Origin of the sequence: Caulobacter vibrioides, from assembly GCF_002310375.3 — a bacterium.
GTDB classification, from domain to species: domain Bacteria; phylum Pseudomonadota; class Alphaproteobacteria; order Caulobacterales; family Caulobacteraceae; genus Caulobacter; species Caulobacter vibrioides_D.
Genome location: NZ_CP023315.3, coordinates 1,218,431 through 1,231,454, shown reverse-complemented (window position 1 = coordinate 1,231,454; position 13,024 = coordinate 1,218,431). Strand labels below are relative to the sequence as shown.

At 68.1% G+C, this 13,024-nt stretch carries 11 protein-coding genes and 1 riboswitch; of the genes, 4 read left to right on the top strand and 7 right to left on the bottom strand.

All coding sequences use genetic code 11. The features are described 5' to 3' along the window. Positions 1-3 precede the first annotated feature (3 nt). From CA606_RS05715 to CA606_RS05695, 5 genes are all read right to left on the bottom strand, one after another. Positions 4-495, bottom strand: a complete 492-nt coding sequence (locus CA606_RS05715) for a low molecular weight protein-tyrosine-phosphatase (protein ID WP_096052004.1) — start codon at positions 493-495, stop codon at positions 4-6. After that, complete coding sequence (locus CA606_RS05710) at positions 480-4,073, bottom strand: hydantoinase B/oxoprolinase family protein (protein WP_181242801.1); 3,594 nt, start codon at positions 4,071-4,073, stop codon at positions 480-482. The genes CA606_RS05715 and CA606_RS05710 overlap by 16 nt, the downstream gene beginning before the upstream one ends. A gap of 173 nt (positions 4,074-4,246) precedes the next feature. Continuing rightward, positions 4,247-4,822, bottom strand: a complete 576-nt coding sequence (locus tag CA606_RS05705) for a TMEM165/GDT1 family protein (RefSeq protein WP_096052005.1) — start codon at positions 4,820-4,822, stop codon at positions 4,247-4,249. 84 nt (positions 4,823-4,906) lie between these two features. Beyond that, a riboswitch (yybP-ykoY riboswitch) is annotated at positions 4,907-5,017 on the bottom strand. A gap of 162 nt (positions 5,018-5,179) precedes the next feature. Next, on the bottom strand, positions 5,180-5,917 hold the full coding sequence (locus CA606_RS05700; protein ID WP_096052006.1) for a DUF2793 domain-containing protein: 738 nt from the start codon (positions 5,915-5,917) through the stop codon (positions 5,180-5,182). Positions 5,918-6,009: 92 nt separating this feature from the next. Beyond that, positions 6,010-7,017, bottom strand: a complete 1,008-nt coding sequence (locus tag CA606_RS05695; RefSeq protein ID WP_096052007.1) for an NAD(P)H-dependent flavin oxidoreductase — start codon at positions 7,015-7,017, stop codon at positions 6,010-6,012. 172 nt (positions 7,018-7,189) lie between these two features. Here CA606_RS05695 and CA606_RS05690 point away from each other — a divergent pair, with 172 nt between their 5' ends. The 3 genes from CA606_RS05690 to CA606_RS05680 are packed head-to-tail and all read left to right on the top strand — an operon-like array spanning position 7,190 to position 11,415. Then, positions 7,190-8,641: a methylmalonyl-CoA mutase subunit beta gene (locus CA606_RS05690; RefSeq protein ID WP_096053859.1), complete on the top strand. Its 1,452-nt coding sequence runs from the start codon at positions 7,190-7,192 to the stop codon at positions 8,639-8,641. Positions 8,642-8,645: 4 nt separating this feature from the next. After that, positions 8,646-10,796: a methylmalonyl-CoA mutase gene (gene scpA, locus CA606_RS05685; RefSeq protein ID WP_096052008.1), complete on the top strand. Its 2,151-nt coding sequence runs from the start codon at positions 8,646-8,648 to the stop codon at positions 10,794-10,796. A gap of 43 nt (positions 10,797-10,839) precedes the next feature. Next, positions 10,840-11,415: a Uma2 family endonuclease gene (locus tag CA606_RS05680; RefSeq protein WP_096052009.1), complete on the top strand. Its 576-nt coding sequence runs from the start codon at positions 10,840-10,842 to the stop codon at positions 11,413-11,415. Positions 11,416-11,445: 30 nt separating this feature from the next. Here the strand turns inward: CA606_RS05680 and CA606_RS05675 are convergent, their stop codons facing one another. Both CA606_RS05675 and CA606_RS05670 read right to left on the bottom strand, forming a co-directional pair. Beyond that, positions 11,446-11,907 (bottom strand): DUF4112 domain-containing protein, encoded by a 462-nt coding sequence (locus CA606_RS05675; RefSeq protein ID WP_096052010.1) that lies wholly within the window; start codon positions 11,905-11,907, stop codon positions 11,446-11,448. Positions 11,908-12,055: 148 nt separating this feature from the next. Continuing rightward, positions 12,056-12,520: a DUF4112 domain-containing protein gene (locus tag CA606_RS05670; RefSeq protein ID WP_096052011.1), complete on the bottom strand. Its 465-nt coding sequence runs from the start codon at positions 12,518-12,520 to the stop codon at positions 12,056-12,058. Between the two features lie 183 nt (positions 12,521-12,703). On the opposite strand from CA606_RS05670, the gene CA606_RS05665 reads away from it, so the two are divergent. Continuing rightward, positions 12,704-13,021: a heavy metal-binding domain-containing protein gene (locus CA606_RS05665; RefSeq protein WP_096052012.1), complete on the top strand. Its 318-nt coding sequence runs from the start codon at positions 12,704-12,706 to the stop codon at positions 13,019-13,021. The last annotated feature ends 3 nt before the right edge of the window (positions 13,022-13,024 follow it).

The following is a 13,024-nucleotide window of genomic DNA, read 5'->3' as shown; positions in this document are numbered from 1 at the left end:
TCCTCAGGTCCGGCCTTCGTCGGCCAGACGCTGAGCCAGCACCCGCGCGGCCATGACGACATCGGTCCAAACGACCTCGAACCCGGCGTCGTTGCCGTAGTAGGGGTCGATGACCCCGCGTCCCGCGTGACCTTCCACCAGGTCCAGCAACAAGCCCACTTCGGCGGTCGCATCGGCCGGCGCGACATTCAGAAGGCCGCGCAGGTTGTCTTGGTCCAGCGCGTAAATGTGGGTGAACGTCCGGAAGTCCTCGGCTTGCACCTGGCGCGCACGCTGGCCGCTGATGTCGACGCCGTTTCGTCCCGCCACCGCGACGGCGCGCGCGTCCGGTGACGCACCGGCGTGCCAGCCGCCGGTGCCGGCGCTGTCCGCCAGGATGTCCAGGCCAAGCCGCTCCGCCTCGGCGCGAAACGCACCCTCGGCCAGAGGTGAGCGACAGATGTTGCCCATGCAGACGAACAGAACTGCAGCCTTGGCCATTAGTGTCTCCCCCACCCGCCGCCGCCGGGCGTTTCGATAACGATCGCGTCGCCCGCAGACACCTCGACGAGGTCGGTCGCGCCCAAGGCTTGCACCTGACCATCGGCGCGCTCGACCCGCGCCGATCCCACGGCGCCGCAATCGCCACCTTCGAGGCCAAACGGCGCGACGCGGCGGCGGTTGGACAACAGGGTCGCGGTCATCGGCTCGCGGAAGCCGATCTTGCGCACGACGCCGTCACCGCCCCGGTTGGCGCCGGCTCCGCCTGAGCCGCGCCGGATCGAGAACGCCTCGACCAGCACCGGATAGCGCGCTTCCAGCACCTCGGGATCGGTCAGGCGACTGTTGGTCATGTGCGTCTGCACCGCGTCGGTCCCCGCAAAGTCCGGCCCTGCGCCGGAACCGCCGCAGATAGTCTCGTAGTACTGCCGACGATCATCGCCGAAGGTGAAGTTGTTCATCGTCCCCTGCGCCGCCGCCATGACGCCCAGGGCGCCGTAGAGGGCGTCGACCACGACCTGACTGGTCTCGACATTGCCCGCCACCACCGCCGCCGGATAGCGCGGCCGAAGCATCGAGCCTTCGGGGATCACCAGCTCGACCGGCCGCAAGCAGCCGTCGTTCATGGGGATCTCGTCGTCCACCAGGGTGCGGAAGACATACAGCGCCGCCGCCCGGCAGATCGAGGCCGGCGCATTGAAGTTGGTCGGGACCTGATCGCTGGTGCCGGTGAAGTCGACCCGGGCGGTCCGCGCCGCCTGATCCACCGCGATCGCCACGCGAACCACCGCGCCGTCGTCCAGCTCATAGGCGAAGGCGCCGCTCTTCATCGTGGCCAGCACGCGGCGGACGGCTTCTTCGGCGTTGTCCTGGACGTGGGCCATATAGGCCTCGACCACCTCCAGGCCGAACTCGGTGACCATCCCGGTCAGGGCTTCAGCCCCGCGCGCGCAGGCGGCGATCTGGGCCTTCAGGTCGCCGATGTTCTGGTCGGGATTGCGGGCGGGCCACCGGCCGGAGGCCAGCAACGCCCGGGTCTCGGCCTCGCGGAAGCGTCCGCCCTCGACCAGCAGGAAGTTCTCGATCAGAACCCCCTCCTCCTCGACCGTGCGGCTGCTGGGCGGCATGGAGCCGGGCGTGATCCCGCCGATGTCGCCCTGGTGACCGCGCGCGGCGACGTAGAAGCGAAGATCGCCCTCGCCGTCGAACACCGGCATCACCACCGTCACGTCCGGCAAGTGGGTGCCGCCGTTATAGGGCGCGTTCAGCATGTAGACGTCGCCGGGCTGCATGCCGCGGCCATCGCCCCGCCGCGCCTCGCGGATCGCCCGCACGCTGTCGCCCATCGAGCCCAGATGCACCGGCATGTGCGGGGCGTTGGCGATCAGGTTTCCATCGCGGTCAAACAGAGCGCACGAAAAGTCGAGGCGCTCCTTGATGTTCACCGAATAAGCGGTGTTCTGCAGGGCGAACCCCATCTCCTCGGCGACGGCCATGAAGAGGTTGTTGAACACCTCCAGCATCACCGGATCGGCGTCCGTACCGATGGCCTTTCGGCTCGGCAGGGCGACAATCCGCTCAAGGACGAGGTTCAGTTGCGCGTCGACGCTCGCCCGCCAGCCGGGCTCGACCACCGTGGTGCCCGTGGCTTCGCGGATGATCGCGGGCCCTGGGACCTCGGCGCCGACCGCCAACGCTTCACGATCGAACACCGGCGTGACACGAGCCTCGCCCGCCATCCGCACCTCGACGGTGGCGAGCGGCGTCGGTGCGCCCCCCGCCGCAGTATCGCCAAAGCTCGGGCGCTCGCCCGCATCCGCGTGGCCGATCGCCTCGACCGCCAGGGTCTCGACGACCAGCGGCGTCGTCGGCGACGTAAAGCCAAAGCGACGCTGGTGCAGGTCCTCGAAGGTCGCTCGGACATGCTCGTCCAGAGGCACGACCAGCGGCGTGTCGGTGCCTGCGTACTTGACCCGCAGGCTCGCCACCGTCTCCAGCGCGGCCATCGGAACGTCCTGCGCATGCAGCGCGGCTTCCGCCTCTGTGGCCAGACGCTCCGCGCGCTGGGCCAGATCATCGGCCTGGTCCAGGGGGCGCTCGACCGTCTCCTCGCGGATCAGGCGCAGGTCCGCCAGGCCCATGCCATAGGCTGACAGCACCCCCGCGAAGGGGTGGATCATCACCTTGGTCATGCCCAGGGCGTCGGCCACCAGACAGGCGTGCTGCCCGCCCGCGCCGCCGAAACAGGCCAGCACATAGCGGGTCACGTCATAGCCGCGCTGGATAGAGATCTGCCGCACCGCCTTGGCCATGTTCTCGACGGCGATGGTGACGAAGCCCTCGGCGACCTCCTGCGGCGTCATCGCGCGGCCCGTCGCGGCGGTGATCTTCGCCGCCATCGCCTCGAAGCCGCGCGTGACGGCCTCCACATCGAGCGGCTGATCGGCGCCCGGGCCAAACACCTTCGGGAAGAACTCGGGCCGCAGCTTGCCCAGCATCACGTTGCAGTCGGTGACCGTCAGCGGCCCGCCCCGGCGATAGGCCGCCGGACCCGGAACCGCCCCGGCCGAGGCCGGTCCCACCCGCAGCCGCGCGCCGTCGAAACTGCAGATCGAACCGCCGCCCGCCGCCACGGTGTGGATGTTCATCATCGGCGCGCGCATCCGCACGCCCGCCACGACGGTCTCGAAGGCCCGCTCATAGGCGCCGGCATAGTGGCAGACGTCGGTCGAGGTGCCGCCCATGTCGAAGCCGATCACGCGATCGAACCCGGCCTCGGCCGCCGTGCGCGCCATGCCGACCACGCCGCCGGCCGGGCCGGACAGGATGGCGTCCTTGCCTCGGAACGCCCGCGCGTCGGTCAGGCCGCCATTGGACTGCATGAACAGCAGCCGGGTGTCATGGCCCAGCGCGCCGCTGACCTGGTCCACATAGCGCCGCAGGATCGGCGACAGATAGGCGTCGACCACCGTCGTGTCGCCCCGCCCGACCAACTTCATCAGTGGACTGACTTCATGGCTGACCGAGACCTGGGTGAAGCCGATCTCGCGGGCGATCATCGCCACCCGCGCCTCGTGGTCGGTGAAGCGAAAGCCGTGCAGCAAGACAATCGCCACGGCGCGGAAGCCGACGTCAAACGCGGCTTGAAGGCCAGCGCGCGCGGCGGACTCGTCCAGCGGCCGCAGCACCTGACCTTCAACGCTCATCCGCTCGTCGATCTCGACGACGCGGTCATAGAGGGCCTCGGGCTTGACGATATGGCGCTCGAACAGTTTGGGCCGGGCCTGGTAGCCGATCCGTAGCGCGTCGGCGTGGCCCTTGGTGATCGCCAGCACCGTGGGCTCGCCCTTGCGCTCCAAGAGGGCGTTGGTCGCGACGGTGGTGCCCATCTTCACCGCGTCGATGGCGGCGCCGTGGGGCAAGAGCGCCTGCACGCCCGCCACGGCGGCGTCGGCATAGTGCTCGGGGTTTTCCGACAACAGCTTGTGGGTGACCAAGGACCCGTCCGGCCGGCGCGCAACGATGTCGGTGAACGTGCCGCCGCGATCGATCCAGAACTCCCAGCCGCGAGCGGTTTGGTCGGTGGCGGTCATGAGGTGGCGGCTCCCTTCGCACCCCCGTCATAACGCCTCTACCACCCGTGTCATCCCGGAAGCCTCGCAGAGGCTATCCGGGACCCAGGTGTGACGAAGCGCCATGCGCGCCGCCCCTGGGTCCCGGCTCTACGCGCTCCGCGCTACGGCCGGGATGACGCGCTTTGGCGGGGTTACTTCAGAACCCCCAGCAGTTCCGCCGCCTGCCACACCCCCAGCGCCAGGAAGATCACCGCCGCGCCGATGCGCACATATTTCAGCGGCACAACCTTGGTCGCCGCCTCGCCCAGATAAACGGCCGGGACATTGGCCAGCATCATCCCAAGGGTCGTGCCGGCGGCGACCAAGGCGATCGACTGGAACTTGGCGCCCAGGGCGACCGTGGCGATCTGGGTCTTGTCGCCCATCTCGACCAGGAAGAAGGCGATGGTGGTGGTCAGGAACACGCCATAGCGGCCCGCCGCATCCCCTTCTTCGTCGTCGGCCTTGTCGGGGATCAGGGCCCAGGCGGCCATGGCGATGAACGAGACGGCGATGGCCCACCTGAACCAGACGCCACTGAGAAAGTCGGCGACCCAGTAGCCCGCCGTGGCGGCCAGGGCGTGGTTGGCCAGCGTCGCCACCAGGATGCCCATGATGATCGGGATCGGCTTCTTGAACCGCGTGGCCAGGATGATGGCCAGAAGCTGAGTCTTGTCGCCGATCTCGGCGATGGCCACGACCAGGGTCGAGACGAGCAGGCTTTCCATGAAAACAGTCCTCGGGCCGGGCGCATGCCAATAGCGTCGATACCCCACCCGGCCCGGATGACGATCGGCGCCATTGGTCTCGCCAAGGAAGCTGCAAGTCCGCTTCCCTTCCCCGCGCCATGATCCGGAAGATCAAGTGTGTTGACGGCGGGGCCCGCTGATAGGCGCGGGCGGCTACTCCCCAAAGGTGGGCGGCGTTTAGCGGGTTGTCGGCGCCGGGTCAATTCCTCCTCACCCGCATGGCGGGGGAGGTGGCGCGGCGCGAGTCCGCGCCGTGACGGAGGGGGCGCTTCGGCCTACAGCGCCCCCTCCACCGCTTCGCGGTCCCCCTCCCCCGTTGCACGGTGGAGGATGGGACTAGACGGCTTGCGGCGCGTCGAAGCGCATCACGTGGATCGCCACCCGCACCTTGCCGCCGACGAAGGCGCCGCCCACCGCCGTCAGCACCACGGGCGTGTCGGCGTAGTAGGCCGTCGGTCCGACCACCCCGACATTGCTGGCGTTCCTGGCCACGCCCAGCGCGCCCCCGAACTTGCTGGCCTCGCCCGCGACGCCGCAGTTGTAGGAGGCCGCCCCCGTGATCGCGACCGTGGTCCGGGTGGAGACGGCCAGCACGATCGCGCGGTTCGGGATGACGATACTGGTCGCCGTCGACGCGCCCGAGAGCGTCACCTCCTGCTCGAGGACCTCCAGCCGGGTGTTGGCCAGACCGGGCGAAGCTGCGGCGACCGTGCTGCGGAACGTCGTCGACAGCGGCGTCCAGGCCGCGCCGTCGAAGGCGACGATCTGGTTCTCATCCTTGACCCAGGCCAGCACGCCCTCGGCGGGGGCCAGGGCCTCCCACGCGCCCGCCTCGAAGCGCATCAGGGTTCCGGCCGCCAGACCGCCCCAGGCCGCGCCCGTGGCGGCGGTCGGCAGAATCCAGACGCCGCCCGCGACCGGACTGGCCGGCTGCGCCGCGAGCGCGCGGCTTTCCACCGCCAGTTGAACCAAGGCGTCCAGCCGGGCGAGGCTCTCATTGATGGGAATGTGCTTTTGGGCCTGGGCGGCGACCACATAGGGCAGGCCAAGGCGGGGCGTGACATCGTCGAACATCGGCGGCTCCGAGCGGGGTTGAAATCCGCTCCAAGCATCGGGCCGCCGCGAAGGGCGGGGACGGAAGCTGTTCCGTCCCCGTACCCACCCGCCTATTCGGCGGCGAAAGCCAAATGTTTTCCGGCGGTAAAGGCCGTCTTGGCGGCCAGTTCGGCCTTGGCTTGCTCATACTCGGCCGCGAACTTGGCGACGAGTTCGCCGGCGGTCAGCACGTTGTCGATCGCGCCGATGCCCTGGCCGCAGCCCCAGATGTCGCGCCAGGCCTTGGCGTCCTGGTTGCCGCCCGAGCCGAAGTTCATCTTCGACGGATCGCTTTCCGGCAGGTTCTCCGGGTCCAGGCCGGCATTGATGACCGAAGGCCGCAGATAGTTGCCGTGAACGCCGGTGAAGAGGTTCGAGTAGAGAATATCGTCCGCCTTGCTGTCGACGATCATCTGCTTGTAGCCCTCGACCGCGTTGGCTTCCTTCGTGGCGATGAAGGCCGAGCCGACATAGGCCAGATCCGCGCCCATGGCCTGGGCGGCCAGGATCGAACGCCCCGAGGCGATCGAGCCGGACAGCGCGACCGGGCCATCGAACCACTGGCGGATTTCCTGGATCAGCGCGAACGGCGACAGCGTGCCGGCATGGCCGCCGGCGCCGGCGGCGACGGGGATCAGGCCATCGGCGCCCTTCTCGATCGCCTTGCGGGCGAAGCGGTCGGTGATGACGTCATGCAGGGTGATGCCGCCATACGAGTGAATCGCCTGATTGACGTCCTCGCGGGCGCCCAGCGAGGTGATGACCAGCGGCACCTTGTACTTCACGCACATGGCGATGTCGTCTTCGAGACGGTTGTTCGTCTTGTGGACGATCTGGTTCACCGCGAACGGCGCCGACGGCATGTCGGGATTGGCCTTGTCCCAGGCCGCCAGTTCCTCGGTGATCCGGGCCAGCCATTCGTCCAGCTGCGACAGCGGGCGCGCGTTCAGCGACGGGAACGACCCGACGATGCCCGCCTTGCACTGGGCGATCACCAGATCCGGATTGCTGATGATGAACAGCGGCGAGGCGATGACCGGAAGGCGCAGGCGGTCGCGCAGGATCGGCGGCAGGGCCATGGAGAAGCTCCCTTTTGGAGGTCGGCTTGAGACGCCGAATATCTGATCAGCGATCAGCTTAAACAACTGTTTGGCCTGGACGCAAGGCTTGACGGCCCTAGCGGCAGGGGCGCATCACGATCAAAAATACAAGAATGCTGCAGTGCAGGAGAGAGACGCTTTGACCGAGGCGATGACGCCCCTGGCCGAGGACTTCGGCGCCCAAGGCGACGCGGCGACCCGCGCGCGCTGGATGGCCCTGGTCGAGAAGACCCTGAAGGGTCAAAGCTTCGACGACGCGCTCACCGTCACAACACCAGACGGCCTGACGATCCAGCCTCTCTACACCGCCGAGGACGGCGTCGCCGTGGCGCGCGACCTGCGCGCCCGGGACACCCACCGCCCATGGGACCTGCGGATGCGCGCGGCCCATCCCGATCCCACGCGGGCGGCCAAGGACGTTCTGACCGACCTCGAAGGCGGGGCGGCCTCGGTGCTGCTGCAGATCGATCCGGCCGGCGTAAACGGCGTGGCGGTCGGCTCGGCTGATGACCTCGGCAAGGCCCTGTCGGGCGTGTTGCTGGACCTGGCGCCCGTCGCGCTCGACGCAGGTTTCCTGGGCCCCAAGGCCGCCGACTGGCTGGGCGCGCTGGCCAAGGCTGCGCCCAACGCCCCCCTCGCCTTTCATCTCGATCCGCTGACGGCCTTCGCCCAGGCCGGCGCCAGCCCCGGCCCGATCGAAAGCCATGTCTTCAACGCCGCAACGGTGGCAACGCGGCTGTCGGCGACCTACGCCAAGGCCAGCCTGTTCCTGGCCACGGGCCGCGCCGCGCACGAAGCCGGCGGTTCGAACGTCGAGGAACTGGCCCTGATGACGGCCGCCGCCCTGGCCTACGCCAAGGCCCTGGTCCGCTCGGGCCTGACGATCGAGGAGGCGTTCGGCCGCATCGTCCTGGGCGTCAGCCTGGACGGCGAGTACTTCACCGGCGTCGCCAAGGTGCGCGCCGCCAAGGCCCTCTGGGCGCGGCTCACCGAGTCATGCGGCGTCACGGTCGCCCCCACGATCGAGGCCCGCTCCTCGCGCCGGATGCTGGCCAAGGCCGACGCCTGGACGAACCTCTTGCGCCTGACCTCGGCCGGCTTCGCCGGCGCGGTCGGCGGCGCGGACGCCATCGTGCTGGACGCCTTCACCGACGCCATCGGCCTGCCGACCGCCTTCGCCCGCCGCCAGGCGCGCAACACCCAGCTGGTCCTGTTGGAAGAAAGCCACCTGGGCCGTGTCGCCGATCCGGCCGGCGGGGCCTGGTACCTCGACAGCCTGACCGACCAGCTGGCCCGCGCGGCCTGGGCGTCGTTCCAGAGCATCGAAGGCGCCGGCGGGGTCATCAAGGCCCTGGAGACCGGCCTCATCGCTGACGCTGTCGCCAAGAGCCGCACGGCCCAGGAGGCGGCCTACGCCGACAAGAGCCGCAAGATCCTCGGCGTCACCGTCTTCCCCAACGCCGACGACAAGCCGCCGGAGGTCGAGACGCCCGACCCGTCCGCCTTCGCCGTCCAAGGTCCTGACGTAGGCCTGCCCGGCCCCGACAGCCATTGCCCGGCCCTGACGCCGGTGCGCTTCGCCGCCGCCTTCGAGGGAGCCTGAGCTCATGAGCACGTTCCCCGACTTCACCCAGATCGACTTCGCCGAAGTCCCCGCCCCCGCCGCGCCGCAGGGCGAAGCCTGGAACACGCCGGAGGGCGTCGCCGTGGCCCCGGCCTTCGACGCGAGCGACGTTGCGGGCCTCGACTTCACCGGCGGGTTCCCGGGCGTGGCGCCGTTCGTGCGCGGCCCCTACCCGACCATGTACGTGACCAACCCATGGACGGTGCGTCAGTACGCGGGCTTCTCGACCGCCGAAGACTCCAACGCCTTCTATCGCCGCAACCTGGCGGCCGGTCAGATGGGTCTGTCGGTGGCCTTCGACCTGGCCACCCACCGCGGCTATGACTCAGACCACGAGCGGGTGAAGGGCGACGTCGGCATGGCCGGCGTGGCCATCGACTCGATCCTGGACATGCGCACGCTGTTCTCGGGCATCCCGCTCGACAAGATGAGCGTGTCGATGACCATGAACGGCGCGGTGCTGCCGATCCTGGCGCTCTACATCGTCGCGGCCGAGGAACAGGGCGTCAGCCCCGACAAGCTGTCGGGGACGATCCAGAACGACATCCTCAAAGAGTTCATGGTGCGGAACACCTACATCTATCCGCCCGCGCCCTCGATGCGGATCATCTCGGACATCTTCGCCTTCACCTCGGCGAACATGCCCAAGTTCAACTCGATCTCGATCAGCGGCTATCACATGCAGGAGGCCGGAGCGACGGCCGACCTGGAGCTGGCCTACACCCTGGCTGACGGCGTCGAATACGCCCGCGCCGGCGTCGCGGCGGGCATGAGCATCGACCAGTTCGCGCCGCGCCTGTCGTTCTTCTGGGCGATCGGCATGAACTACTTCATGGAAGTGGCGAAGATGCGGGCCGCGCGCCTGCTGTGGGCCCGCCTGATGAAGCGCGAGTTCGAGCCCAAGGACGACCGCTCGCTGTCCCTGCGCACCCACAGCCAGACCTCGGGCTGGTCGCTGGCCGCGCAGGACGTGTTCAACAACGTCTCGCGCACCTGCGTCGAGGCCATGGCCGCCGTGAACGGCCAGACCCAGAGCCTGCACACCAACAGCCTGGACGAAGCCCTGGCCCTGCCGACCGACTTCTCGGCCCGGATCAGCCGCAATACCCAGTTGTTCCTGCAGATGGAGAGCGGCACGACCCGCGTCGCCGACCCCTGGGGCGGCAGCTACTATGTCGAGCGCCTGACCTACGAGCTGGCTCAGAAGGCTCTGGCCCATATCGAAGAGGTCGAGGCGCTGGGCGGCATGGCCAAGGCCATCGAGCAGGGCCTGCCGAAGCTCCGCATCGAAGAAGCCGCCGCTCGCACCCAGGCCCGCATCGACAGCGGCAAACAGAGCGTCGTGGGCGTCAATCGCTACAAGCCCGAGGTCGCCGACGACATCCCGGTGCTGAAGGTCGACAATGGCGCGGTCCGCGCCCAGCAGTTGGAGAAGCTGGCCCGCCTGAAGGCCGAACGCGATCCGGCCGCCACCGAAGCCGCCCTGAAGGCGCTGGAGGACGGCGCGCGGGGCAATGGCAACCTGCTAGCCCTGGCCGTCGACGCCGCTCGCGCCAAGGCCACGGTGGGCGAGATCAGCTACGCCCTGGAGAAGGTGTTCGGCCGTCACCGCGCCGAGATCAAGTCGATCCAGGGGGTCTATATGAAGGAGGCCGGCAACGATCCGACGGCGGCCCGCGCCAAGGCCATGGTCGAGGCGTTCGAGCAGGCCGACGGTCGCCGTCCGCGCATCCTGATCGCCAAGATGGGCCAGGACGGGCATGACCGCGGCCAGAAGGTGATCGCCACCGCCTTCGCCGACCTCGGCTTCGACGTCGACATCGGCCCGCTGTTCCAGACCCCGGCCGAGGCCGCCCGCCAAGCGGTGGAGAACGACGTCCACGTGGTGGGCGCCAGCTCGCTGGCCGCCGGCCACCTGACCCTGGCCCCGGAGCTGAAGGCCGAGCTGGCCAAGCAGGGCCGCGACGACATCTTGATGGTCGTGGGTGGGGTTATCCCGCCCCAGGACTTCCAGGCCCTGCGCGACGCCGGCGCTGCGGCGATCTTCCCGCCGGGGACGGTCATCGCCGAGGCGGCGATCGAGCTTCTGGACCAGTTGAACCGGCAGCTCGGCTATACGCAGGACGCGGCCTGACCGGCGAGTGTGCGGCCAGCCTTGCGTGTGCTAGACTAGGGTCATGAACGCCCTGGCTCGAGCGCTGGAGACCTCGCAACAGCACCGCTTCACGCTGGACGACGTTCTGCGCATGCAGGAAGCGGGCATCCTCGATGAGAGCGCCCGCGTCGAGCTGATCGATGGAGCGCTGGTCGAGATGGCGTCCGAAGGAGAACTCCATTCGCGGCTGAAAATGCAGATCGCGAAACAGTTCATCCTATCCGTCGGCGATGCTGTTCAGGTGATGGTCGAGTCGACCCTGAGGCTGTCGCCGACCAACGCGCCAGATCCGGACCTCTATCTCTATGATCAGGCGCTTTCGCTGGGCCAAATCAATGGGTCGAACGTGGGTCTCGTCATAGAGGTCGCCCAATCAACCCTGCGGAGCGATCTGGCCTTTAAGGCCGAACTCTACGCCCAGCACGGGGTTCGCGACTACTGGGTCGTGGATGTGAACACCGATACGCTCATTGTGCATCGCGGCCTGGTGGACGGCGTCTATCGCGACGTGACCCATCACGGGGCGCAGGAAACCGTCACCGCCCTGGCGCTGCCTAGCGTGTCGCTGTGCCTCGCCGAGCTTCCGATCATCCGTTAGAGCCTGTCGGGTCTATATAGCTAAGGGGCTCTAGCCGCCCTTCTTGCGGAACAGCCCCCGCTTCTTCTTGGCGCGTTCGGCGGCGATGTCATCGGGCAGGCCGTGGCGGGTCTCGATGTCCTTCTGCAGCGCCTTGGCCGCCATCAGGTGGCCCGGGAACAGCATGTCGACGACCGAACCCGCGAACGGCACGGCGTCGGTCGCGGTGTCGGCCAGGACATAGGCCAGCATCCGGGCGAGCGTCGCGGCCGAGGCGCCGGCGCTGACGGCGTTGAACAGGAGGAACGCGCCCGCGCCGACGCTGTACAGCGGGCCCACGCCCGGAACCCACGACAGCACGCCGTCCAGGCCCAGACCGAACGGGCCAAGGCCAATCAGGCGATCAGACAGACCCTTGATGGTTTCCGCCGAACGCCAGGCCCGATGGGCCTTGGCGCGACGCCCGGCATGCCGGTCGGAATAGTCGGCTGAAACGGAGATTTCGTCGGTCATGCTTGGCTCAACGCTCCGTCCCTGTTGTCGTTGCCGCTAGAGCCTCGCGCGTCAAAACGGAATCGTTTTGACGCGATAGAGAGGCTCTAAATCAAACACTTAGAGCGTGACCCTTGCCAAAACCGGTTCCCACTTTCGACGTCACGCCCTAGCCCAGGAACACGACCCGTCGCTTCTCCTTGCCCGCCTGGATGCGGGCCAGAAGGTCGCGATATTCTTGCGTCGCCTGGACCTCCTTGCGGGTCCCTTCGAAATAGATCGTGTCGTCCATGTGCTTGGTCAACATGTCCGCCGACCACTTGTGGCCGGTGAACAGCACGTCCGCCACCTTGCCGGCCACCGGCACCGAGCCGGCGACCGTATCGATCAGGATGATCGCGCAGATCTGGATGATGACCATCGGCGCGGCCCGCGCCCGCACCGCGTCCAGCACGATCAGGCCGCCCGCGCCCAGGCTGTAGAGCTCGCCCGCCCCCGGAATCCAGGTCAGCAGACCGTCCAGACCCACGCCCAGCGGCCCCACGCCGACGACGTTGTCGGAGAGCTTCTTCACCCGCTCCACATTGGCGCGGATGTTGTGCAGCTCGACGTGCGATTTCGCGAAGATCACCAAACGGCTCCGGGACACGGTAAACGCGGCCAATCTGCCTTAAGCCCGCCCCCGCAGGAAGGGCTGGCGCACGAGATTCCCGCATTGAGCGAACGGCGTGATCGAAAGTCTCGCGCGCGGAGGGAGCCCCTCGCGAAAGGCGGCGTTTGCGCCTAAGTTAACCCTATAGTCCGCCAGGATTCTCGGATGCTGATCACCACGACGCCCTTTATCGAAGGCCGCCCTGTCCAGGAGTACAAGGGCGCGATCTACGCCCAGTCGATCCTGGGCGCCAATGTCGTGCTGGACCTCCTGGCGGCGATCCGCGACTTCATCGGCGGTCATTCCAAATCGTATGAGCGTGTCCTGGCCCGCGCCCGCGAGGACGCGATGAAGAACCTCATGAAGGAAGCCGAGAAGCTGGGGGCCAACGCCATCCTGGCGGTTGATCTCGACTACAACACCGTCGGCCCGCAAGGCTCGATGATGATGGTTTCGGTTTCCGGGACCGCCGTCGTCCTCTAATCG

What these genes read in the sequence shown, in the direction of transcription:
- CA606_RS05710 (WP_181242801.1), bottom strand. Translation starts at nt 4,073, where the DNA reads ATGACCGCCACCGACCAAACCGCTCGCGGCTGGGAGTTCTGGATCGAT.
- CA606_RS05705 (WP_096052005.1), bottom strand. Translation starts at nt 4,822, where the DNA reads ATGGAAAGCCTGCTCGTCTCGACCCTGGTCGTGGCCATCGCCGAGATC.
- CA606_RS05700 (WP_096052006.1), bottom strand. Translation starts at nt 5,917, where the DNA reads ATGTTCGACGATGTCACGCCCCGCCTTGGCCTGCCCTATGTGGTCGCC.
- CA606_RS05695 (WP_096052007.1), bottom strand. Translation starts at nt 7,017, where the DNA reads ATGGCCCTGCCGCCGATCCTGCGCGACCGCCTGCGCCTTCCGGTCATC.
- CA606_RS05690 (WP_096053859.1), top strand. Translation starts at nt 7,190, where the DNA reads ATGACGCCCCTGGCCGAGGACTTCGGCGCCCAAGGCGACGCGGCGACC.
- scpA (WP_096052008.1), top strand. Translation starts at nt 8,646, where the DNA reads ATGAGCACGTTCCCCGACTTCACCCAGATCGACTTCGCCGAAGTCCCC.
- CA606_RS05680 (WP_096052009.1), top strand. Translation starts at nt 10,840, where the DNA reads ATGAACGCCCTGGCTCGAGCGCTGGAGACCTCGCAACAGCACCGCTTC.
- CA606_RS05675 (WP_096052010.1), bottom strand. Translation starts at nt 11,907, where the DNA reads ATGACCGACGAAATCTCCGTTTCAGCCGACTATTCCGACCGGCATGCC.
- CA606_RS05665 (WP_096052012.1), top strand. Translation starts at nt 12,704, where the DNA reads ATGCTGATCACCACGACGCCCTTTATCGAAGGCCGCCCTGTCCAGGAG.